The 20,813-nt window shown below is 69.5% G+C and carries 21 protein-coding genes and 2 pseudogenes; 10 read left to right on the plus strand and 13 right to left on the minus strand.

What is annotated here, in order from left to right; all coding sequences use genetic code 11:
• Nucleotides 1–58: 58 nt before the first annotated feature.
• The 4 genes from mgtA to AB0I54_RS21175 form a co-directional block, all read right to left on the minus strand.
• Nucleotides 59–2,725 (minus strand): magnesium-translocating P-type ATPase, encoded by a 2,667-nt coding sequence (gene mgtA / locus AB0I54_RS21160; RefSeq protein WP_363297596.1) that lies wholly within the window; start codon nt 2,723–2,725, stop codon nt 59–61.
• Nucleotides 2,718–3,080, minus strand: a complete 363-nt coding sequence (locus tag AB0I54_RS21165; RefSeq protein WP_363297597.1) for a metalloregulator ArsR/SmtB family transcription factor — start codon at nt 3,078–3,080, stop codon at nt 2,718–2,720. The genes mgtA and AB0I54_RS21165 overlap by 8 nt, the downstream gene beginning before the upstream one ends.
• A gap of 145 nt (nt 3,081–3,225) precedes the next feature.
• Nucleotides 3,226–3,555 (minus strand): hypothetical protein, encoded by a 330-nt coding sequence (locus tag AB0I54_RS21170; protein ID WP_363297598.1) that lies wholly within the window; start codon nt 3,553–3,555, stop codon nt 3,226–3,228.
• 429 nt (nt 3,556–3,984) lie between these two features.
• Entirely contained in the window at nt 3,985–4,581 is a 597-nt protein-coding gene (locus AB0I54_RS21175) for a TetR family transcriptional regulator (protein WP_363297599.1), read from the minus strand.
• A gap of 78 nt (nt 4,582–4,659) precedes the next feature.
• Here AB0I54_RS21175 and AB0I54_RS21180 point away from each other — a divergent pair, with 78 nt between their 5' ends.
• The 3 genes from AB0I54_RS21180 (at nt 4,660) to AB0I54_RS21190 (ending at nt 8,329) form a co-directional block, all read left to right on the plus strand.
• A complete protein-coding gene (locus tag AB0I54_RS21180) occupies nt 4,660–5,562 on the plus strand; it encodes an SDR family oxidoreductase (protein WP_363297600.1) in 903 nt (300 codons plus the stop codon).
• Nucleotides 5,563–6,189: 627 nt separating this feature from the next.
• A complete protein-coding gene (locus AB0I54_RS21185; protein WP_363297602.1) occupies nt 6,190–7,380 on the plus strand; it encodes an FAD-dependent oxidoreductase in 1,191 nt (396 codons plus the stop codon).
• 10 nt (nt 7,381–7,390) lie between these two features.
• The gene (locus AB0I54_RS21190; RefSeq protein ID WP_363297603.1) at nt 7,391–8,329 is read left to right on the plus strand and encodes a sigma-70 family RNA polymerase sigma factor; all 939 of its coding nucleotides are present in this window, start codon (nt 7,391–7,393) and stop codon (nt 8,327–8,329) included.
• 40 nt (nt 8,330–8,369) lie between these two features.
• Here the strand turns inward: AB0I54_RS21190 and AB0I54_RS21195 are convergent, their stop codons facing one another.
• Nucleotides 8,370–8,807, minus strand: coding sequence for a hypothetical protein (locus AB0I54_RS21195; protein WP_363297604.1), 438 nt, complete (start codon nt 8,805–8,807; stop codon nt 8,370–8,372).
• 84 nt (nt 8,808–8,891) lie between these two features.
• Between AB0I54_RS21195 and AB0I54_RS21200 the strand changes: the two genes are divergently transcribed.
• Entirely contained in the window at nt 8,892–9,596 is a 705-nt protein-coding gene (locus AB0I54_RS21200; RefSeq protein ID WP_363297605.1) for a helix-turn-helix domain-containing protein, read from the plus strand.
• 138 nt (nt 9,597–9,734) lie between these two features.
• Complete coding sequence (gene folE, locus AB0I54_RS21205; protein ID WP_363297742.1) at nt 9,735–10,331, plus strand: GTP cyclohydrolase I FolE; 597 nt, start codon at nt 9,735–9,737, stop codon at nt 10,329–10,331.
• 25 nt (nt 10,332–10,356) lie between these two features.
• On the opposite strand, the pseudogene AB0I54_RS21210 reads toward folE, so the two are convergent.
• Nucleotides 10,357–10,695, minus strand: a pseudogene (locus AB0I54_RS21210) (aldehyde dehydrogenase family protein); the annotation flags it as partial.
• Between the two features lie 79 nt (nt 10,696–10,774).
• Nucleotides 10,775–11,365, minus strand: a complete 591-nt coding sequence (locus AB0I54_RS21215; RefSeq protein WP_363297606.1) for a hypothetical protein — start codon at nt 11,363–11,365, stop codon at nt 10,775–10,777.
• Nucleotides 11,366–11,656: 291 nt separating this feature from the next.
• On the opposite strand from AB0I54_RS21215, the gene AB0I54_RS21220 reads away from it, so the two are divergent.
• On the plus strand, nt 11,657–13,708 hold the full coding sequence (locus tag AB0I54_RS21220) for a spermidine synthase (protein WP_363297607.1): 2,052 nt from the start codon (nt 11,657–11,659) through the stop codon (nt 13,706–13,708).
• A 279-nt stretch (nt 13,709–13,987) separates the two neighbouring features.
• Here the strand turns inward: AB0I54_RS21220 and AB0I54_RS21225 are convergent, their stop codons facing one another.
• Together AB0I54_RS21225 and AB0I54_RS21230 are read right to left on the minus strand one after the other, a co-directional pair.
• Nucleotides 13,988–14,473: a hypothetical protein gene (locus AB0I54_RS21225; protein WP_363297608.1), complete on the minus strand. Its 486-nt coding sequence runs from the start codon at nt 14,471–14,473 to the stop codon at nt 13,988–13,990.
• Between the two features lie 225 nt (nt 14,474–14,698).
• Entirely contained in the window at nt 14,699–15,292 is a 594-nt protein-coding gene (locus AB0I54_RS21230) for an isochorismatase family protein (RefSeq protein ID WP_363297609.1), read from the minus strand.
• Between the two features lie 238 nt (nt 15,293–15,530).
• Here AB0I54_RS21230 and AB0I54_RS21235 point away from each other — a divergent pair, with 238 nt between their 5' ends.
• Both AB0I54_RS21235 and AB0I54_RS21240 read left to right on the plus strand, forming a co-directional pair.
• Nucleotides 15,531–16,397 (plus strand): GNAT family N-acetyltransferase, encoded by an 867-nt coding sequence (locus AB0I54_RS21235; protein WP_363297610.1) that lies wholly within the window; start codon nt 15,531–15,533, stop codon nt 16,395–16,397.
• Nucleotides 16,398–16,897: 500 nt separating this feature from the next.
• Nucleotides 16,898–17,101, plus strand: a complete 204-nt coding sequence (locus tag AB0I54_RS21240; RefSeq protein WP_037622929.1) for a cold-shock protein — start codon at nt 16,898–16,900, stop codon at nt 17,099–17,101.
• A 133-nt stretch (nt 17,102–17,234) separates the two neighbouring features.
• Here the strand turns inward: AB0I54_RS21240 and AB0I54_RS21245 are convergent.
• Nucleotides 17,235–17,515, minus strand: a pseudogene (locus AB0I54_RS21245) (MMPL family transporter); the annotation flags it as partial.
• Nucleotides 17,516–17,801: 286 nt separating this feature from the next.
• Between AB0I54_RS21245 and AB0I54_RS21250 the strand changes: the two are divergent.
• Both AB0I54_RS21250 and AB0I54_RS21255 read left to right on the plus strand, forming a co-directional pair.
• A complete protein-coding gene (locus AB0I54_RS21250; protein WP_363297611.1) occupies nt 17,802–18,074 on the plus strand; it encodes a hypothetical protein in 273 nt (90 codons plus the stop codon).
• 250 nt (nt 18,075–18,324) lie between these two features.
• Entirely contained in the window at nt 18,325–19,158 is an 834-nt protein-coding gene (locus AB0I54_RS21255) for a PIG-L family deacetylase (RefSeq protein WP_363297612.1), read from the plus strand.
• Between the two features lie 180 nt (nt 19,159–19,338).
• Here AB0I54_RS21255 and AB0I54_RS21260 read toward each other — a convergent pair whose 3' ends face one another.
• From AB0I54_RS21260 to AB0I54_RS21270, 3 genes are read right to left on the minus strand one after another with little or no spacing between them, the layout of a single operon-like run.
• Nucleotides 19,339–19,896: a TIGR03086 family metal-binding protein gene (locus tag AB0I54_RS21260; RefSeq protein WP_363297613.1), complete on the minus strand. Its 558-nt coding sequence runs from the start codon at nt 19,894–19,896 to the stop codon at nt 19,339–19,341.
• Between the two features lie 4 nt (nt 19,897–19,900).
• A complete protein-coding gene (locus AB0I54_RS21265; protein ID WP_363297614.1) occupies nt 19,901–20,434 on the minus strand; it encodes an SRPBCC family protein in 534 nt (177 codons plus the stop codon).
• A complete protein-coding gene (locus tag AB0I54_RS21270) occupies nt 20,431–20,805 on the minus strand; it encodes a metalloregulator ArsR/SmtB family transcription factor (RefSeq protein WP_363297615.1) in 375 nt (124 codons plus the stop codon). Before AB0I54_RS21270 ends, AB0I54_RS21265 begins: the two co-directional genes overlap by 4 nt.
• Nucleotides 20,806–20,813: the final 8 nt, after the last annotated feature.

Raw genomic sequence — 20,813 nt, forward strand, 5'->3', positions numbered from 1 at the left:
ACACCCTTGTACAGCAGCGGGATTAAGAGGGGTGTGAAGCGGCGCCGGGCAACCACCATCACCCAGGTCGGAGCACCGGAGCATGGCCGCTGCCGCCGCGTGACGCGTAACGCGTCCTGGCCGCCAGGAGACCCGCGGTGTAAAGGACGAGGACAGCGATGAGCAGCAGGTAGTACACGGCCGGCAGGGCGGTCAGACCGAGAATCGGTCCCAGCGGTGAGGGGGGCAGCGTCAGTCCGATGACGGCGAGGGCGAGCGCGGCCCAGGCAACCGGGCTCGGCCTGCGGTGTTCGGCGCTGCGGCGGCCGGCGCGCAACAGAACCATGACCAGGGCCTGGGTGAGCAGGTTCTCGGTGAACCATCCGGAGTGGAACACCGCCTCGTCGTCCCCGGTCCCCGGCCCGTGCAGGGCGAGCGCGAGGACGCCGAAGGTGGCGAGGTCGGCGACGGCGTTGAGCACTCCGAACCCGGTGATGAAGCGCAGGAGGTGCCGTGGGTTGAGCACGGTCGGCCGGTGCAGCACTGCGGGGTGGGGGCGGTCGTGGGCGAAGGTGAGCTGGGCGGCGTCGAAGCACAGGTTCTGCAGCAGAACCTGTGCCGGAAGCATGGGCAGGAAGGGCAGCAGAAGACCCGCGGAGAGCATCGCGAGGACGTTGCCCAGGTTGGACGACAGGGTGATGCGCAGGTAGGTGGCGATGTTGCCACCTGCGTACCGGCCCGCGGCGACGGCGTGCGCGACCGCGGTGAGGCCCTTCTCCGCGAGCACCACGTCGGCACCCTCCCGGGCCACGTCGGCGGCGTCACGCGGGGCGATGCCGACATCGGCGGCGCGCAGAGCGGGCAGGTCGTTGACGCCGTCACCGAGGAAACCCACGGTGTGCCCGGCCCTCTGCAGGGCCCGGGTGATCCGGGCCTTGTGGTCCGGCGTGCAGCGCGCGAAGACCGTCGTACGACCGGCGGCTTCGGTGAGTTCCGCGTCGGTGAGGGTGTCGATGCGGTCGGCGGTGAGCACGGCGTCCTCGCTGACAGGGATGCCCAGGTCGAGGCACGCACGGACGGCTGTTCCCGGGTGGTCGCCGGTGAGGACCTTGACGGTCACGCCCCGGTGCGTGAGGACCTCGAGCGCGTCTGCAGCGGTGGGCGCGAGCTCGTCCCGCAGGGTGACCAGGCCGCGGAAGGTGAGGCCGCGTGCGTCGGCCGTGGTGTAGTCGCGCCCGCGGGCGGAACGCTCTGCGGTGGCGACCGCCAGGACGCGCACTCCGCTGTCGGCGTGCCGGGTGGCGAGGTCACGCAGCCGTTCCCGCTCGTCGTCCGCGACTACGCAGCGTTCCAGGACCGCCTGGACGTCTCCCTTGACGACCAGGGTGTGTGTGCCGAGCCGGCCGGGGGTGCGGACCACTGCGATGGCAAGGCGACGGTCGGGTGCGAAGGGGACGGCCGCGACACCGTCGTACGCCATGAGCTCGTCCTCGTCGGCTGCGTCCAGGATCGCCTCGTCGAGGGCGTCGGGTTCCGGCAGGTCGGCGAGTTGGAGGGTCCACCAGGCGTTGACGGCGGCCCAGTGCAGGACCTCGGGGTCGTCCTTGCCGTCCGGACCGAGGGCGCGGTCGGTGACCGGCCGGTCCTGGGTGAGGGTGCCGGTCTTGTCCAGGCACAGCACGTCGACGGCACCGACGTCGTGCAGGGCGGGCAGCCGCTTGACGATCACCCCGTGGGCCTGGGCCAGCAGTGAGGCGCCGCGAGCCAGGCACAAGGTGACGAGGACCGGGAGCATTTCCGGGGTCAGCCCGACCGCCACGGCCACGGCGAAGGGCAGCGTCTCCAGACCGCGGCCTCGTAGCGCCGCGTTCGCCATCAGCACCAGCGGCGGAGTCAGCAGCATGAACCGGATGAGGATCCAGGAGATGCCCTGGACGGAACGGTCGAAGGCGCTGGCCCCCGGTGGAATCGCAGTGCGTTCGTGCGTGGCGGCGAAGCGGGTGCGGGCGCCGGTCGCGATGACGACCGCGGTGGCACTGCCGGAGGCCACGCTGCTGCCCTGGAAACAGAGCTGCGGCTGCTCGAACACCCCGCCGCTTGGCACGCGCGGCGGCTCATCCGCGGATTTGGCGACGGGTGCGGACTCTCCGGTCAACGCGGCTTGGTGCACGGTCAGGCCGCCGGCCCGCAGCAGTCGTACGTCCGCCGGCACCAGATCGCCCGGTCCCAGCCGGATCACGTCACCGGGCACCAGCTCGGCCATGGGTACCTCGCGGGTCACCGAGGCGGCTTCCACGTCGTTGCGCCGCACAACGGTGGCGGTCGTGGCGACCAGCTCGCGCAGCGCGGCGGTGGACCGGTCGGCCCGGTTCTCCCCGGAGGCGCGCAGCACGCAGCTCACCACTACGAGCAGGAGAATCACGGAGGCGGTGCCCCAGGCGAAGACGGCCGCCGACACCAGACCCAGGCACCCCAGTACCGCGGTGAAGGGGTCGCGCAGACTGCGTACGAACAGCTGTGGCCAGGAGGCTTGGTGTCGGGCCGGGGCGGTGTTCTCGCCCAGTCGGGCCAGACGCTCCTCGGCCTGCGCCTCGGTCAGGCCGCGGGGGCCGCTGTCCAGCCCGCGCAGCACCTCCAGCACGGTCGGCGCGGCGGGTCCGGGTGGGGCCGCCTCGTGGTACGCGCATACGGCCGACGGGCCAGGTGTCTCGGCGTCCTGCCCCGAGGCCGCGGTGGTCTCAGCCACCGGTTACGCGCAACTCACGCACCGGTGAGAGGGCGTGCTGCGAACGTACGGTCAGCTGTCCGACCATGACGCGCACCACGGTGACGATGTCCGGGTCGTCGACGTAGTAGACCTGCCGTCGGCCTTCGCGGCGGGACCGCACGAGTCCGGCGAGCTTCAGTTTGGCCAGGTGCTGGCTGACTGCGGGCAGCGCGCCGCCCACCCGGTCGGCCAGGTGCGTGACGTCGCACTCTCCCTGCGACAGAGCCCACATCAGGTGCAGCCGGGCCGAGGAGGCGAGGAGCCCGAACGCGGCGGCCGCCTCGGCAAGAACTTCGGCGGACGGATCCCCGAAACCAGCGGCGTTCCCCGTCACAGCTCTCTCCCGTCCCGCCCACTTCACGGCCGACACCCATGCGCCCGCCCAGTGTAGGTGTCCGAATCCTCGGCGTTCGCGCGCTGAGGAGACGCCCGGCCGTCCTCGCCGGAGGACGGCCGGGCCGGGGGGCGCAACGCTGTGGTCAGTCCTCGTAGTAGTTGTTGACCACCACATCGGGTTCGTCGTCGTCGAACGCCTCGTTCAGCAGGGCGTCGTAGGTGGCCTCAGCCAGCCGTAGATGAGCCGGCCTGGCGTCCGGAGTGTCGTACAGGGTGCCGAGCTGAGCATTGCGTGCGTCGACGACGGTGCCGTCGATCGGTCGCCGGGTTCGCAGATCGGTCTCCCGGGCCTGGATGAGCCGCAGCGACAAGGCGGTGCCGCCCGGATGTGCGAGTGTGACGTCTCGGAAGCTGAGCTGCGTACCGATGTGGCTGCCGTCGAGATTGATGCCGCCCACGACGGCGCAGGGCACCGCAGAAACCGATCGCCGCCGAGACCGTGGCACCGGAACAGGATGATCCGCCCCTCGGCCCTGAAGTTCAGGTGGAAGGTGAAGTCTTCGGTGATCTGGACGTGGTAGGCATCCAGTGCGTGGCCGCCGGTGTTGCTCAAGTAGGCACCCTCCAGGTCGAATTCCCCGTCGATGGAGCCACCGGATATGCGGAAGCCTCCCTGGACAGCCAGGTTGGTGCACGGGTGTCACCACTGACAGCCGCATGGATCGCGGTATCGCCTCGGACCCGCGTGCCGTGATCACAGCGTCGCGGAGGTCCAGATGCATCCCGGTCCGGGCCTTCCCAGGACAAGACCACCGAGCCGGAGTGAGTACCCGTCACCGGCCGTTCTCTGATCTCCTCCTCCACCGACAACCCACTCAGGACGAGGCGAGGGGAGAGGGCGGCTACGCCGGCGCGCGGTCCGCGAGGACCTCGTGCAGTTCCGCCAGTGACGAGCGGAAGAGCCGCGGCAGATCCTGCTCGTCCGTCCCGCCCGTCTTGCCGGGCTCGGCGGCGACCCAGCGGGCATAGGCGACCTTGAAGGCGGCGATGCCTGCCTCGGCGGCCAGGCCGGCGGCGGGCTCCGGAGTGCCGCGTTCGCGCAGTGCGCCGGCCATCGCCGAGGTGAAGGCATCCAGCTTGACCAGTTCGCGTTCGCGTAGCTCGATGCTGGCGGAGACGACCGCGTCCCGCCGCCGGACCCGCTCGGGGTCCTCCTGGAAGAAAGCAGCGAAGGAATCCAGCGCCGCACCCACCGCGTCCATCGGGGACGCCGAGGCCGGTGCCTGCGCGATGGCCTGGGTGAGCATGTCCAACGCCATCTCGGTTCCATAGAACAGCACTTCGCGCTTGTCGGCGAAGTGCCGGAAGAAGGTCCGCTCGGTCAGTCCCGCCGCTTCGGCGATCTCGGTGACCGTGGTCCGCTCGAAACCCTGCGCTGCGTAGAGCGTCAGCGCCGCCTCCGCCAGTCGCCCTCGCGCGTTTGGCTCCCACCTACCCATGGCGTGATCCTACGCGATGACAGCGACTGTCATCACCGTGCTAGGCTGATGACAGTTCCTGACATCAGGGAGGTTGTCATGCGGGTATTCGTCACGGGCGCGTCAGGCTGGGTCGGCTCGGCCGTCGTCCCCGAGCTCATCGGCGCGGGGCACCAGGTCCTCGGGCTCGCCAGGTCGGACTCCTCGGCCGAGGCCGTCGCCGCCAGGGGGGCGGAGGTGCTCCGCGGCGGCCTCGACGACCTGGACACCCTGCGCGCCGGCGCAGCCGAGTGCGACGGCGTCGTCCACCTCGCATTCGGCCACGACTTCGCCCGGTTCGACGCCTCGGTGCAGACCGATGCGCGCGCCATCGATGCCTTCGGCGAGGCACTGGAGGGCTCCGGCAAGCCGCTGGTCATCGCCTCGGGTACGCCCGCGATCCCGGGCCAGGTGGCGACCGAGCGCGACCGTCCCGAGTTCCCGCCCGGCTCCCCCATGGCGGGCCGGGCCGCCAACGCCCGGGCGACTCTCGACCTGGCGTCACGCGGCGTCCGCTCGTCCGTCGTGGGACTGCCCCGCACCGTGCACGGCGAAGGGGACCAGGGCTTCGTCTCCTGGCTGATCGCCGACGCCCGGGAAAAGGGGGCTGCAGGCTACGTCGGCGACGGCTCCAACCGCTGGCCCGCAGTGCATGTGGCGGACGCCGGCCGACTCTTCCGGCTCGCGCTGGAGCAGGCCCCGGCGGGATCGATGCTGCACGCGGTCGGCGACGAGGGGGTCCCGATTCGCGACATCGCCGAGGTCATCGGCCGTCACCTCGACCTGCCGACAGCTTCCCGCCCGGCCGAGGACTTCGGCTTCCTGGGCATGGTCCTGTCCATCGACCAGCCGGCCTCCAGTGCGCTGACCGGCGAACTGCTCGGCTGGCGCCCGGTCGGCCCCAGCCTCCTGGAGGACCTGGACAAGGGCCACTACTTCAACGCCGACTCCCGCTCCACCTGACCCCCTGTCCGCACGCAGTAGCGCATCCACGAGCTGAAACGAGGCGTCGAGCCCCTCGGTCACCGAGGGGCTCCCAGCCCGTGACTCTCGGGTGCGGGCAAGCGTGGTAGGCGGTGCGGAAGGTCTGGCCTCCCGCGCCGATCGTCTGCATGTACTTGTCGAACCTCGCGGCGCTGAGGGCGGTGTCCTCTCGGTGCGATCCCCTCGGGTGTGTCGACGGTGGCCTGCGCGGCGGCGACCGCCTCGGCCGACTCCCCCACGACCAGATCGAGGTCGGGCTTCGGGCGGATCAGCACGATGACCGTCTCGTTCACCGTCATCGGTTGCAAGGCGCCGAGCCGCCCGCGCTCATGGGTATGCCGCCATCTCCCCCGGCGCGCGGTCCAGGCCGGCCGCGGTGAGCGGCCGGACCTCCTCACCGCCCCGGGTACTGCCGCCGTCGAGGGACAGGCCGTGCCTGCGCAGATCGTTCGCTGCGCCACGGCGGGAGGCGGTGCGTGCTTCCGAGTGCCTGTCGGAGGCTCAGCCGCTCGTCTCAGTTCGGTGACGCGCGTCACACCCGACTCCTGTCAGCAATCGGGGCGCCATCCCGTTCAAGGGGCACGCGAACGAGACAGGAGCAACGCCATGAAGCACCGCATCGTCGTACTCGGCGCTGGATACGCCGGGGCCTTCGCCGCCGGAAACCTGGCCCGTCGGCTCTCCCTAGCCGACACCGTGATCACCGTCGTCAACGCCGTGCCCGACTTCGTTGAGCGGATGCGGCTCCACCAGCTGGCGATCGGCCAGGACCTCGCGTCCCGCAAGCTCGCCGACATATTCGCGGGCACCGGGGTGCGGCTGCGCCTGGCGCGCGTCACCGGTGTCGACCCCGAGCACAGGACCGTCGCCGTGACCTGCGAGGACGGCGACGACGAGCTCGCGTACGACACGCTGCTCTACACGCTCGGCAGCTCCGTAGCCCAGCATGGCGTTCCCGGCGTGGCCGAGTACGCCTTCGACGTGACCGGCCGGTCCTCGGCGCTGCGTCTGCGCGAGCGCCTGGCCGGCCTGGGCGAGGGCGGCACCGTGCTGGTCGTCGGTGAGGGGCTGACCGGCATCGAGACCGCCACCGAGTTCGCCGAGGCCCGGCCCGACCTGTCGGTCGCGCTCGCCGCCCGCGGCGAACCGGGCGCCTGGCTCTCCCCGAAGGCCCGCCGTCACCTGCGCCATGCCTTCGACCGGCTCGGCATCACCGTCCACGAGCACACCGGCATCGAAGCCGTCGAGCCGACACGCGCGATCGCCGCCGACGGTACGTCCATCCCGGCCGACGTGACCGTGTGGTCGGCCGGGTTCGCCGTATCCCCCATCGCGGCTGCCGGCGGCCTGGCGGTCGCCGGGACCGGCCAGATCGTCGTCGACCGCACCATGCGCTCGGTCTCGCACCCGGACGTGTACGCCGCCGGCGACTGCGCCTACGCGATCGGCGAGAACGGCCGGCCGCTGCCGATGTCCTGCGCCTCGGCGGGCTACACCAACATGCAGGCGACCGCCGCGATCATCGCGCGTCTGACGGGCAGTGAGGTCCCGACCAGCGGGCTGAAGTACTACGGCAACCACATCAGCCTCGGGCGGCGGGACGCGATCTTCCAGATGGTGGACGGGGACGTCCGGTCGAAGTCCTGGTACCTGGGCGGCCGGACCGCCGCACGCCTCAAGTCGGGTGTGCTCAACGGGGCCGGGTGGAGCATCGTCCACCCGACCTTCGGCATGCCGAAGCGCAAGCGCCGCCTGGCCACCGCACCCGACCGGAGCGGTGTGAGGGCCGCCGCCTAGGGTGCTGCGCATGGACAGTGCAGCCATCGATCGGTTCGAGGCCGGCCGGGACCGGCTGGCCTCGCTCGCGTACCGTCTGCTCGGCTCGGCGGCCGACGCCGAGGACACCGTGCAGGACGCGTTCCTGCGCTGGCAGGCGGCGGACCGGGAACGGATCGAGGTGCCCGAGGCGTGGCTGACCAAGGTCGTCACCAATCTCTGCCTCGACCGGCTCCGCTCGGCGCAGGCACGCCATGAGCGCGCTGTCGGCGACTGGCTGCCCGAGCCACTCCTCCAGGGCGACCCGATGCTCGGCCCTGCCGACACCTTCGAGCAGCGCGAATCGGTGTCCTTGGCCGTACTGACCCTCATGGAGCGTCTTTCGCCGGTCGAGCGGGCTGCTTACGTCCTGCGCGAGGCCTTCTCGTACCCCCACGCCGAGATCGCCGGGATCCTCGACATCACCGAGTCCGCGAGCCAGCAGCATGTCCACCGGGCCCGACGCCGGATCGCCGCCGAGCGTCGCGGCGGCGACGAGGTGGACCCCGCGTCCGCGCGCCGGATCGTCGAGGAGTTCCTCGCCGCCGCCACATCGGGGCGCACCGAACGCCTGGTGGCGATGCTCACCGCCGACGCGACCGCGGTCTCGGACGGCGCCGGGCTGGCCAGGCGGCTGCTGCGGTGCACGACGCGCGAGCGCGTCGCCTCCTATGTGCGGGCCGGCTTCAAGCCCACTCCGGCGAAGCGGCGGCTGGCCGGCGGCTCCCCCGCGTTCCACATCGCGCTGGTCAACGGCTCCCCGGCCGTACTCGCCGTGGTCGACGACCGGGTCGTGGGCACCGTGGCGTTCGAAGTCAGCGACGGCAAGGTCGCGTGCCTGCGCGGCATCGCCGCCGCCGACCGGCTCGCGCGCCTCAATGAGATCTGGCGACAGCACGAGCCCGACGCGCCGGTCATCAGCGCGTGGTGACCAGAGCCAAGCGCATGTTGACCAGAGCCACTGCCTGCTGTCAGTGAGACTGCCGCTTGCCGGGGTAGGCCTGTGCGAGCCGGGCGAGGGCGAGCGCGCCGAGCAGAAGGCCGAAGTCGCGCAGCGCGACGTCGTAGTAGCCGGGGATGGTCAGCAGGTTGACGATGATGCCGGCGAGCCATCCGGCCACCAGATAGCCCCCGAAGCGCGGGGCGAGCGCGACGGCAAGGCCCGCGACGATCTCGATCACTCCCACTGCGTACATGACCGCCTGGGCGCTGCCCGGAACGATGTCGTTGATCCACGGGGCGAGGTAGGTGGGCCAGTCCACGAGCAGGTTGGCGAACTTGTCCAGCCCGAACAGGATCGGCGCCACGGTGAAGCCGATGCGCAGGATGACGAACGCCTGGTAGGCGGGGTCGGTGAGCACGGCCCGCCGGGAGGCGGCGGATGTGGTGGGTGCGGTTGCGGACGACATGACGCCCTTCCTTCTATCGACAACTCTCACTGACGATAGAAGCGCGCAAAGCTTCTTTAGTCAATCGCTGTTGGTTTTACACTGGTGTTCGTGGACCACTCGAAGGAAGCACCCCGCTCCGCCGTCTCCGCCGTCGCCGCGCTCGACGAGCCGACCCGCAGGAGGCTGTACGAGCACGTCGTACGCCAGCCGGGACCGGTCAGCCGCGACGAAGCCGCCGAGGCCCTCGGCCTCGCACGGCAGACCGCGGCCTTCCACCTGGACCGGCTGGCGGACGAATCACTGCTCGACGTCGTCTACGAACGGCGCAGCGGACGCACCGGCCCGGGAGCGGGCCGGCCCGCCAAGCTCTACAGACGCTCCAGCGCGCAAGTCACCGTCAGCCTGCCCGAGCGGCACTACGAGCTGGCCGGACGGCTCCTCGCCCAGGCGCTGGAGGAATCCGAAGCCACCGGTGAACCGGTCCGTTCGGTCCTGCACCGAAAGGCGCACGAGCTGGGCACACAGCTCGCCGGACCGGGCCAGGCAGATGTTTTCGCCGTGCTCGAAGCAAACGGCTTCGAGCCCCGCCGCGACGGTGACGCCATCGTCCTGGGCAACTGCCCCTTCCACACGCTCGCCCGCGAACACACCCAGACGGTGTGCGGCATGAACCTCCACCTGCTTCGCGGCGTGTTGGAAGGGCTCGCCGAGAGCGGCCTCCAGGCGTGCCTGGCGCCCACCCCCGGTCACTGCTGCGTCCGTCTGGAGCCGGCTTCCCCGGCGCCCACCAGCGTGCGCCCGTCCTGAGGCACAACCCCACCCGCCGCCCGCAGTTCGACATCCCACTAGGAGTACGTCATGGACGCCACCGCACCGATCACGGCCTCGGCACCGGAGACGGATGGTCTTCCCACCCGCGTCGTGGGCATTCCCGGGCCCCAGACGATGCCGTCCGTCACCCCGCTGCGCGTCGTCCACGACGCCGGCGGCATAGACCTGCCCGGCGCCCAACGCGCCGCCGCCCAGTTCCTTGAAGCGCTCGGCATCCAAACCGACACCGAGAGCCTGCGCGGCACGCCCGGCCGCATGGCCCGCGCCTATGCCGAACTGTTCAGCCCACGCCCCTTCGACCTGACGACCTTCCCCAACGACGAGGGCTACGACGAACTGGTGCTGGCGCGCAACATCCCCGTCCGATCGGTGTGCGAGCACCATATGCTGCCCGTCGTCGGCACGGCCCATGTCGGCTACCTGCCCGGCCACCGCATCCTCGGCCTGTCCAAACTGGCCCGAGTGGTCGAGCACTTCGCCTGCCGCCCCCAGGTCCAGGAACGCCTGACCAAGCAGGTCGCCGACTGGTTGCACAACCACCTTGAACCCAAGGGCGTCGGGGTCGTGATCGAAGCCGAACACACCTGCATGACCCTGCGCGGAGTCCAGGCCACCGGCTCCAGTACCCTCACCTCCACCCTTCTCGGCACGCTCCGCGACGACGCCCGCTCACGCGCCGAATTCCTCACCCTCACAGGCCTGCCCACCTGAACCCCCGCAGGAGGCTGTGCGCCGGTCAGGCGGGGGCGATCTGCATGACGACGGCCTTGGGTTCGGTCAAGAACTCACGGCTGAAGTCGCCGCCCTCGCGGCCGACACCGGAGTCGCCGACGCCGCCGAAGGGGGCGCGCAGATCGCGGATGAAGAAGCAGTTCACCCAGAGGGTGCCCGCCGTGAGTGCGGCGGAGACGCGGTGGGCCCGGTGCACCGGGCGGAAGATCTCCTCGCAGACGTGGCGGGAGTCCGGGGGCAGGCCGACCAGCACGGTCGGTCTGATCACCCAGCCGTCGCCGAGGCCGCCGGTGAGCGTCTTGCCGCCCTGCTCGTCGACCGACTCGACGTAGCCGCGGACCTTCGTGCAGTGCATGCCCTCGCGCAGCTTCTCGGTCAGGCGCCGGATGGCCGCTTCGGCGTCCTCGGCCGTCGAGTCGTCGTCAGGAGACACGGTATTTCTCGGTGAGGCGCCAACGGCTCTCGCCCTGCGGGCGGATGCTCGAAAGTGCTTCGATCCGGCGCAGGGACTTACTGAACTGCGCCGGGGTGAAGGGCTCCAAGTCGAACTCGCGTCGGTGCTGTGCGGAGGCGGCGCGCAGTTCGTCTTCGGTCACGGTCTTGTCGTCGCGGTCCGCGGCAGTCTGGACGAAGGCCCAGAACAGACTCGCCTCGTCCTCACCGATCTGGACGGTCGTGGTGTCGACCAGCGACTGCGCGATGGTGAGCAGGCCAGCGGCGATGACCAGCGGATACGGTGTAACCAGGGCCGCCTGCACCGAGGCGACGGATGCCGCGCCCACCTTCACCAGCGCGGCGAAGTCCAGCCGGAAATTCCGCAGTTTGAAGCTCTTGCCGCCGCCGATCCCACCCGGCTCCAGGGTGATCCCACGGTCCGCGGTGGACGTCGCGGCAAGGGCGTCGAGGTCCACCACCGCCGGCGCCCCGAGAACGGCCGCCCGGTCCGCGTCCGGCGACCGGGCGAGGACGACGTCCTGGGCCGCGAGACGGCTGTGGACGCGGCTAGCGGCCACAGCCAGGAGTTCCGGCCGACCGATGGAAGCAGATGCCACCTCGTCCCCCGAGTCAGGACTCCAACTCCGGACATGGGCTTGCCCTATCGGGGCAGGAGCTCGCTGGACGGCGATCGAGGTCGGCGCGGGAGCATGGGCGCGCAGCGCGGCGGTGGTGGGGTGGTGTCCCAGGTCGGCGGGGTGCTGCTGGTTGGAGATGACGCACAAGGCCCACCCGAACCAAAAAAATATCGTCACAAAATCGGCAAGTCGCCTCGACTCGCCACACCACAGCTGGCACCGTAAATACGCGTGAACCTGATCAGAACTGGACAAACCGACCGCTCGGTGCGCTGGAGGCTACTGCTGGCCAGCGCCACCATGCTCTTCGTCGAGCTGGCGCTGATCAGATGGGCGGGGGCCAACGTCGTCCACCTCAGCTACTTTTCAAACTTCATCCTGCTGGGGTCGTTCCTGGGCATCGGCATCGGGTTCCTGATCCCCGCCGCACGCGGGCAGTGGCTCAAACGCTGGGCACCACTCCCGCTCGCGGTCCTCGTCATCCTGGTACGCGAGTTTCCGGTGCAGGTGCGTCAGAGCAGCGACCAGGTCATCTACTTCACCGCCGTGAAGACCACCGGCTTCCCCGAGTGGGTGACGCTGCCGGCCATCTTCCTGCTCACCGCGGTGATCATGACCGCGATCGGCAAGATCACCGCCGATCTCTTCCGCCGGCTTCCCTCGCTCGATGCGTACCGCTACGACCTGCTCGGCAGCATCGCCGGCTCGGTGTCCTTCGCCCTGGTCTCCTGGCTCCGCGCTCCGTCGGTCGTATGGGGCGTACTCGCCGCCGCAGCCCTGCTGGTCCTCGGGGGACGGCGCAACACCCTGCGGTACGGCATCCCGCTGACGGCGATGGTCGCTGTGCTGTTCGTGGAGACGACGATGCCCGGCATCTCCTGGTCGCCCTATTACAAGATCCAGCTCACGGCCTCGACGTCCACCACCCGGGCTTACCACATCTCCGCCAACGGTGTGCCGCACCAGAGCATCGCGCCGCTCCCGACGCTGATGCAGAAGAACTCGCCCTATCGGCAGCCGTACGACCGGACGCCCGGCAACCCGCACCAGCGTGTGCTGGTCATCGGGGCCGGCAACGGCAATGACGTCGCGGTCGCGCTGGCGCACGGAGCGCGGCGCGTGGACGCGGTCGAGATCGATCCCCGGCTGCAGCAGATCGGCGCACAGCTGCACCCCGCAAAGCCGTACGACGACCCCAGGGTGCACGTCCACATCAACGACGGTCGGGCCTTCCTGGAGCGGACGAACGCCAAGTACGACCTCGTCGTCCTGGCTCTGCCGGACTCGCTGACGCTGGTGGCCGGCGCGAGCAATCTGCGGCTGGAGAGCTACCTGTTCACGAAACAGGCGTTCAAGGCCGCGCGCGAACACCTGGAGCCGCACGGCGCGTTCGCCATGTACAACTACTACCGGAAGAGCTGGCTGGTCGACCGCTTCGCCGGCTCCCTCGACGACCTCTACGGCCACGCCCCCTGCATGACGACGTTCAGCAAGAACGCAGCCGTGCTGGTGGCCGGGATGACCACCGCCGACCAGTCGTGTCAGCAGATCTGGCAGCCCAGCGGCACGGTCCCGGAGGCCGCGACCGACGACCATCCCTTCCCGTATCTGCTCCACCGGGGCATTCCCACGCTCTACCTGGGCGCGCTGGGCGCCATCCTGCTGGTGACGCTCCTGGCGGTGCGCCTGACCGGGGTTCGCATCCGAAGCACGGTCCGTTACACCGACATGTTCTTGATGGGCGCGGCCTTCATGTTGCTCGAAACGAAGAACGTGATCGGTTTCGCGCTCTACTTCGGTACGACCTGGCTGGTCAACGCCCTGGTCTTCATCGGCGTCCTGCTTGCCGTCCTCGGCGCGGTCGAGGTCCGGCGCCGACTGCGGCGGGTCAGCCAACTGCCGCTTCAGCTCCTGCTCTTCGGCACCCTAGCGGTAGCCTGGCTCGTCCCGGCGCACGCCGTGCTTTCGCTTCCCTTCGCCGGACGGCTCGCCGCCGCCATCGCCCTGGCCTTCGCCCCCATCTTCTGTGCCAACCTCATCTTCTCGGACCGCCTCGCGCTCGCCCCGGACCCGACATCCGCGTTCGGCGCGAATCTGCTGGGCGCGCTGACCGGAGGCGCACTCGAATACCTGGCCCTGCTGACGGGCTACCAGACGCTCCTGCTGGTCGTCGCCCTGCTGTACCTGGGGGCGTGCATCGCCATGCGGGTCGTCGGGCGCGGGCCCGACGCACAGTCACCATCGGTAGCGGACGACGAGACGGTGGCCCTCAACAGCCCGTAGACCTCACAAGCAGGACGGACCACAGCCCTGCTGAACGGCACACTCACCGAGTACGCCTGCGGTCATCGACGAGGCCCACGCCACCACCAGCGCCCTGAAAATGCCTGGGACCATCCACGACCAGACACCCCTCCCCGCCAACTTCCGCCTCTAGCTGACCGCCCAGTTACTCTTTTCGTGGCTCCGCAATGGGTCGCCGGCCTCAGCGGAGGGGTCTACACCGGATCGACACCGGCGACATCGACGTCTACCTCCACGAACCCCAGCCGTCGACCGCAGTCACCTGACCAGCGGCTCTGCGAGCAGGACAACTCGATCAGCTTCGACATCGAAGCCGAGCACCGGATGACCATAGCCGCCCTCCGGGTCCATCAGCACCGGCTTGGCCAACCGCCGCCCGATCTCCCTCAAGAAGCCGCAGAACACATCCAGTCGCACCTGCCCCTGCAACTCCCGCAGATCAACGTCGAAATCGATCTCATCCTGCGCATAGAAGCGGAAGATCGCCAGCACATCAGCAGTCGGCCAGACACGCAGGTTCGGACACTCAGCCTCCGCCGAACGGGACAGCACGGCCCCCGCCCGAGGCACCGGAAGTACCGTATCGCCTTCGGAGTACTGGCACTGCCAGCCCTGCTCCGCGACAAGGTCGAGGACGTCTTGCCAGTCCTCCACAGACGCATCAGGGACACGCACGTCCGGCAGCGACCCCACCAGGTCCGGGTCGCAGAAGCACCTCACGTCATCCCACAGCAGATCAGTCACACCGCCATGCTGCCCGGCGCCCGGCATCAACGCAGCCCTTTTCCCGTTGACCAAACACATAGGGGCACCCCCGTCGCAGAGGACTGGGATGCCTTCCTCGGCCACTTCGAGCGCCGCAAACTCTCGCTCTGAGGGATCGTCGGGCGGACGGGCCTTGGTCTTCGGGGAACGATGGTCCGATGCGGGCTTGTCCGTACATGCCTGGCGGCGCGCGGTGCTCGTCAATCAGGCGAGCACGACCGGATGGCCGGTCAGATGCACGCCCGCGTGCCTCATCTCGTCGACGGCCGCGCGGGTGGTGTCGGGAGCGACTCCGGCGGTGTAGTCGAGCAGGACGCGGACGGCGAAGCCAGCACGGACGCCGTCCAGTGCGGTGGCCTTCACGCAGTGGTCGGTGGCGATGCCCACGACGTCCACCGCCGCGATCTTGCGGCCGTGCAGCCAGTCGGCGAGCGGGGTTCCGTCCTCGGTCGAGCCTTCGAAGCCGCTCTTCGATGCCGAGTGGGCGCCCTTGTAGAACACCTCGTCGACGGTGCCGTCCGCGGCGACGGGCGCGAAGTTGGGGTGGAAGTCACCGCCCTCGCTTCCGACCACGCAATGCACCGGGAACGAGGTCGAGAAGTCCGGACGGTCGGAGAAGTGTCCGCCCGGGTCGATGTGGTGGTCGCGCGTGGCAACGACGTGCGCGTACGCACCGCCCGCCGAACGCCGCACCAGGTCGGCGATGGCCGCCGCGCGGTCCGCACCGCCCTTCACCGGGATGCTCCCGCCCTCGCAGAAGTCCTTCTGCACATCCACCACGATCAGTCCACGTCGCACGGCTCGTCCTCTCTGTCGCGTGATGCCGGCCCGCAGAAAAGATGTGCCCACAAGCAAGAGCGTCGTCGGCAGCGCTGGGCCAACTGCCCCGCCCGCCCCTCCCAACGAGTGGGCACCAGCAGACACAGCGCGACGCGCGCGTCGCGCCGTACCCCGTCCCGTATCCCCAAATGCCCACCACACCGGCTGGCCGGAAACCGGGTGCGGACTGTCGGCAGGGCGGTGTGTGATCGGGGGTATGGCGATTGTGTTGGGCAAGCCGGGAGTCGACGGGTTGAGCAAGGCTGTGGGTGCGCTGCGGGAGTGGCAGTACGACGCGGCACCGATGCAACTGCATCCGGGGGACCTGGGCTGGTTCTGGCGGTTCGGTGCAGAGGCGACAGCCGGGGCCGTCCGGACCTGGAGCCGGGACGGACAGATTCTCGCCGTCGGGCTGCTGGACGGTCCCGAGCTGTTGCGGCTGACGATCGCGCCAGAGGCCCAGCTGGACGAGGAACTGGCGCAGGAGTTGGTTGAGGACTTGAGCGAGCCGGAGCGCGGCGTACTGATGGAGGGGAGGGTGTACGTCGAGGCACCGATGGGCGCGCTGGTCCACGATCTGCTGATCGAGGACGGCTGGAACGCCGACGAGCCGTGGACACCGTTGCGCCGCGACCTCACGGAGCCGGTGGAGGACCCCGGTGTGCGGATCGAGGTGATCGGGCCGGAGCAGGCGCACGTGCGCAGCGCCGTACAGCGGGCATCGTTCGACACGTCGACGTTCACGGACGAGCGCTGGCACGCGATGGCGGCCGGATTGCCGTACGCGGATGCCCGGTGTCTGGTCGCGTACGACGACCAGGGCAACGCGGTGGCGGCGGTGACGGTGTGGTCGGCCGGTCCGGGCAAGCCCGGGCTGCTGGAGCCGATGGGCGTGCGCCGGGAGCATCGCGGTCTCGGCTACGGCAGGGCGATCACCGTCGCAGCAGCGGCCGCACTCCAGGAACTGGGCTCATCGAGCGCGATCGTCTGCACCCCGAGCTCCAATGTCGGCGCGGTCGCCACCTATGAGTCAGCCGGCTTCCAGCAACGGCCTGAGATCCGGGACCGACGCCGGGACGCCTAGACCGCACCAGGGTCGGGCCGGACAGTCACACGAGCGACGGCCATCGGTCGGCCGGCCGCCCACTCCCCCAACCGCCCAGAAGGCGGCCCCGGGGGAGCGGCGGGCTCGGGGCCGTGGTCCGCCGGCGTCGGCCGCGGGCCGCAGGGGCTCCCGTACGCCGCAACTGGCGGTGGAGCCTGCGGGCTTCTATGCCGAGACCGGAAGGCCAAGTTCCCGGCAGGCCGGCTCGGCGACGCCTGACCGATCGGCCCCTGCGACAGACCCTGCGAGGCTCCGGGCGAGCACGTACCAGCCCCCAAGCCGTAACACTGCCTGGGCCGCTGAGGGCTTACTCACTGGTAACGGGTGGAGTCGCAGTGTAACGTCGCTGTCAGATGTCGTGGTTCGCAGTACCTGCCCGCGCCGTGGTGCGGGCGTTTTGCTGTGCAGTGCCCGAGGACCAGGACGACCACCTCCGGGTCCGCGCGGTGCGGACCCGCCATCGAATGGAAGGCACAGACATGGCCAGCGGCACCGTCAAGTGGTTCAACGCCGAAAAGGGCTTCGGCTTCATCGCGCAGGACGGGGGCGGCCCCGACGTCTTCGCGCACTACTCCAACATCAACGCAACCGGCTTCCGCGAGCTCCAGGAGGGCCAGGCCGTCACCTTCGACATCACCCAGGGCCAGAAGGGCCCGCAGGCGGAGAACATCACCCCCGCCTGACCGGATACCAAAGGCGATGCACGGTGCCCTTCAGCGCTCGCGCCAACGGCACCGTGCATCGCGGCCCAACAGCCGACTGGGGCCGATCAGGTGGTCGAACTCGGCATCCCCCACCCGGCATGTACAGCCGCAGCAGGCGACCGAGCCCCAGAACACCGAGAATCAGTACCGGGAGAGGCCGGCGCAGGACGAAGCGGGCCCAGCAGGTGCCGAGGTTCTCGTCAGCGCAACCAGTACGGCGATCGTGACCGCTCCTGCGGCGGCCAGGCCCATCTTCGTCAGCATCGGAATCCCCACCACCGACAGGCCGGCCAGTGCGATCACCGCGGTGAGGCCGGCAAAGACGACCGCTGAGGCGGCAGTACCCACAGCCAGACCGGCCGCCTCCTGCGGGACGTGCCCCTTGGCGCGCTGAGCGGCCAGGACGGCCACCCACATCAGGGCGACGTCGCTTCGTCGCCGGAAGGCCGTACGGCCCAGTCGACAGAGAAAAGTTGGGTCCGTTCCAGTTCGACCATCACCAATTACGATGACGCCTTGTGGGCCCTGACCACGGTGATCGGCTCCGACGTCGACGACATGCGTGATGAGCGCTACCGGGGCGCGGCCTGCTGGGCTGAAGGACGGGGAAGCGGTTCATGGAAAGGTTCGAGATAGAGAGCCTGGCGCTCATGCCTGGCCAGAAGGTTCAGGCCAAGCGGTGATCGAGCAGATCCATCGCTGGCATCCGCCGGTATCAGTGCGGCTCAACATCCGACCTGCTGACCTGGAATCACTCACCCGGCACTGCGACTTCTGTGGTGAACCGATCACGCTGAGCCCAGGTGGAGACGCTCTCGTCCTGGACTCGCGGAGCAACGACGGTCCAGGCAGCCACACCATCGTCTCCCACCGGCACTGCCTGGCCGAGCGCATCCGCCCGGAGAACACCGGAGAGCGGGCGCGAGCATTGAAGATCGGGAAGATGTGCTGAGAGTCGCAAGGTGCGCGGCCGACTGCCCACCGGCACGGCTGAGTTCGACAGCGCGATCGGCGGGCACCAACTGGCAGTTCGGACCAGCCCACGTCCGCTGCCCGATGCTCCGCGTCGGCCCGGCAGCAGCGCCGGCGTCCGGAAGAGGTCATCCGCAGCCACGGTGATCGCATCGAGGAAACCGGGCGACCCCTTGTACGCCTTTGCCGCAGACTCGGACCGAGGCCTTTTCACTCAGGAGGAATGTTTCATGACTGACCGGCACTTGACGCTCATGGCGGTGCATGCCCACCCCGACGACGAGGCCACTGGAACGGGAGGTGTCCTCGCACGATACGCGGCGGAGGGCATCCGCACGGTCCTCGTGACGTGCACCGACGGTGGTTGCGGAGACGGACCGGGCGGGGTCAAGCCGGGCGATCCCGGGCACGATCCGGCAGCTGTCGCCTTTATGCGGCGTGAAGAACTTGAGGCAAGCTGCGACATCCTGAAGGTCAGTCATCTGGAGATGCTGGACTACGCCGACTCCGGGATGATGGGCTGGCCGACCAATGACGCCCCCGGATCCTTCTGGCAGACACCCGTGGAGGAGGGCGCCGCCCGGCTCGCGGAACTCATGCGCCGCTACCAACCCGATGTGGTCGTCACCTACGACGAGAACGGCTTCTACGGCCACCCCGACCACATCCAGGCGAATCGCATCACGATGGCGGCGCTGGCGATGACCGAGACGACGCAGAAGGTGTACTGGACGACGGCGCCCCGCTCGATGATGCAGCGGTTCGGGGAGACCATGCGCGAGTTCGGCTCGGACTGGCAGGAGCCGGACCCCGCCGAGGCCGCCGCGCTGGCCGAGATCGGACTCCCCGACGAGGAGATCACCACCTGGGTGGACACCAGCGCGTACGGCCCTCAGAAGTTCGATGCCCTGGCCGCGCACGCCAGCCAGGGCGAGAACATCTTCTTCCTCAAGATGGGCCAGAAAAGGTTCACCGAGTTGATGGGCGTCGAGACCTTCGTACGCGTCCAGGACACCACCGGCGCCGCCGTGCCCGAGAACGACCTCTTCGCCGGACTGAGCTAAGGCTCCGGGGTGGGTTGGCGGAGTTCGTTGCCGATGTCTCGGGTCGGTGCCGCGTCGGGATCAGCGGCGTTGGGGGCGGGGGATGTCTGCGCAGTCTGATGCCGGACGGCCGTCACAAGTCGATCCAGCAGCGCGGTCCGGTTCTTCGCCCGGCAGCCCGCCACAGTGCTTTCCGGCTCGTCAGGGCTTGCGGCCGATGAAGGCGAGCAGGCGGGTCTGGACGTCGACGCTTTCCGGCACCTCGACCCGCGGTCCGTACTGCCCGCTCGCACGGAGCACGTCGTCGAGCGGCAGCATCCCGTCGAGCAACTGGGCGCATCTGGCAGGATCGAGGTGTTCGTCCTGGCCGGTGGCCCGTGACAGGTCCCAGGTGTGCATCAAGACATCGGCGGTGTAGAACCGGTCGACCGCCTGGTCCAGTGGGATCTCTCCGATGTGCGGGTTCGACAGCAGTTTGTGTGCGGTGGCTGGATCGTCGAGGAGGGCCTGTACGCCGTCGCGGTGTGTCGCCCAGGCGGCCACCGGGTCGTCGTCCACCGAGGGGCCCTTCGGCAGTTCGACTCCGGCGCCGGCTTTGAGGAAGTCGGGGAGCCACTCGACGAGGTGACGTACGACGTCCCGGGCGACCCAGCCCTCGCACGGCGCGGGGTTGTCCCATGCCTTTGGATCCGCGCCGCGTACGCGGTCGGTGAATACGCGTGCGACGATGCGGTGCTCATCGGCTGCTGATCTCGTCATGAGCTCAGGACTCCGTCTCGGTGCGTCGCTCGGCGTCGCCGGTCTGCCGGCGGCCGAGCAGTTCGTCGAGCCGCTCGTAGCCCTCGCGGACGCCGCGTTCCATACCGCTCTTGATCATCGAATCGCGGGCTTCGACGGAGTCCATGAGTGACTTTCCGGTGACCCGGGTGCGACCACCTAGGTCCTCGAAGACGGCCGTCTCCAGGCTGACACCGTCCGGGAAGCCCTCGTAGGTGAAGGTCTGCACGATGCGCTCGTTGGGGCGCACCTCGTGGAACACGCCGTGGAAGCCGTACTCGGTCCCGTCGTCGTCGCGATGCACATAGCGGTACGACCCGCCGTTGCGCGCGTCGTACTGGTCGATGAGCATCGTGAGCCTACGCGGGCCGAGCCACTGGACGACCAGTTCGGGGTCGGTGTACGCCCGGAACACGCGCTCCGGCGGAGCGTCGAACTCCCGGGTGATCACGATGGTGGGCTGAGTCGGGTCGGCCACGATCTGCGTCTCATTGCGGTGATGCGTGTGGGTGCTGCTCATGATGCCGCTTCCTCCGTCGGATCCTTCGGGGTGCCTGTCGCCGGCTGCTCGTCGTCCAGCTGTTCCAGGAGGGCATCGAGACGGCGAAAGCGGTCCTCCGCCTCGCGCCGATAACGCTCGATCCACTTCGTCATCAGGTCGAAGGCCTCTGCCTCGAGGTGGCAGGGCCGCCGCTGGGCGTCCCTGCTGCGACTGATCAGACCGGCGTCTTCCAGGACCTTGATGTGCTTGGACACGGCCTGCACCGTGACGTCGTACGGCTCGGCCAGTTCGTTGACGGTCGCGTCCCCGGCGGCGAGCCGGGCCACGATGTCACGTCGCGTGGGGTCGGCCAGTGCGGAGAACACCACCGAGAGCCGGTCGTCGGTCACCTGGCACC

Source organism: Streptomyces sp. NPDC050625, from assembly GCF_040654755.1.
In the GTDB taxonomy this organism is placed as follows: Bacteria; Actinomycetota; Actinomycetes; order Streptomycetales; family Streptomycetaceae; genus Streptomyces.

What these genes read in the sequence shown, in the direction of transcription:
- AB0I54_RS21175 (WP_363297599.1), bottom strand. Translation starts at nt 4,581, where the DNA reads ATGGGTAGGTGGGAGCCAAACGCGCGAGGGCGACTGGCGGAGGCGGCG.
- folE (WP_363297742.1), top strand. Translation starts at nt 9,735, where the DNA reads ATGCCGTCCGTCACCCCGCTGCGCGTCGTCCACGACGCCGGCGGCATA.
- AB0I54_RS21185 (WP_363297602.1), top strand. Translation starts at nt 6,190, where the DNA reads ATGAAGCACCGCATCGTCGTACTCGGCGCTGGATACGCCGGGGCCTTC.
- AB0I54_RS21195 (WP_363297604.1), bottom strand. Translation starts at nt 8,807, where the DNA reads ATGTCGTCCGCAACCGCACCCACCACATCCGCCGCCTCCCGGCGGGCC.
- AB0I54_RS21260 (WP_363297613.1), bottom strand. Translation starts at nt 19,896, where the DNA reads ATGACGAGATCAGCAGCCGATGAGCACCGCATCGTCGCACGCGTATTC.
- AB0I54_RS21180 (WP_363297600.1), top strand. Translation starts at nt 4,660, where the DNA reads ATGCGGGTATTCGTCACGGGCGCGTCAGGCTGGGTCGGCTCGGCCGTC.
- AB0I54_RS21240 (WP_037622929.1), top strand. Translation starts at nt 16,898, where the DNA reads ATGGCCAGCGGCACCGTCAAGTGGTTCAACGCCGAAAAGGGCTTCGGC.
- AB0I54_RS21265 (WP_363297614.1), bottom strand. Translation starts at nt 20,434, where the DNA reads ATGAGCAGCACCCACACGCATCACCGCAATGAGACGCAGATCGTGGCC.
- AB0I54_RS21235 (WP_363297610.1), top strand. Translation starts at nt 15,531, where the DNA reads ATGGCGATTGTGTTGGGCAAGCCGGGAGTCGACGGGTTGAGCAAGGCT.
- AB0I54_RS21190 (WP_363297603.1), top strand. Translation starts at nt 7,391, where the DNA reads ATGGACAGTGCAGCCATCGATCGGTTCGAGGCCGGCCGGGACCGGCTG.
- AB0I54_RS21255 (WP_363297612.1), top strand. Translation starts at nt 18,325, where the DNA reads ATGACTGACCGGCACTTGACGCTCATGGCGGTGCATGCCCACCCCGAC.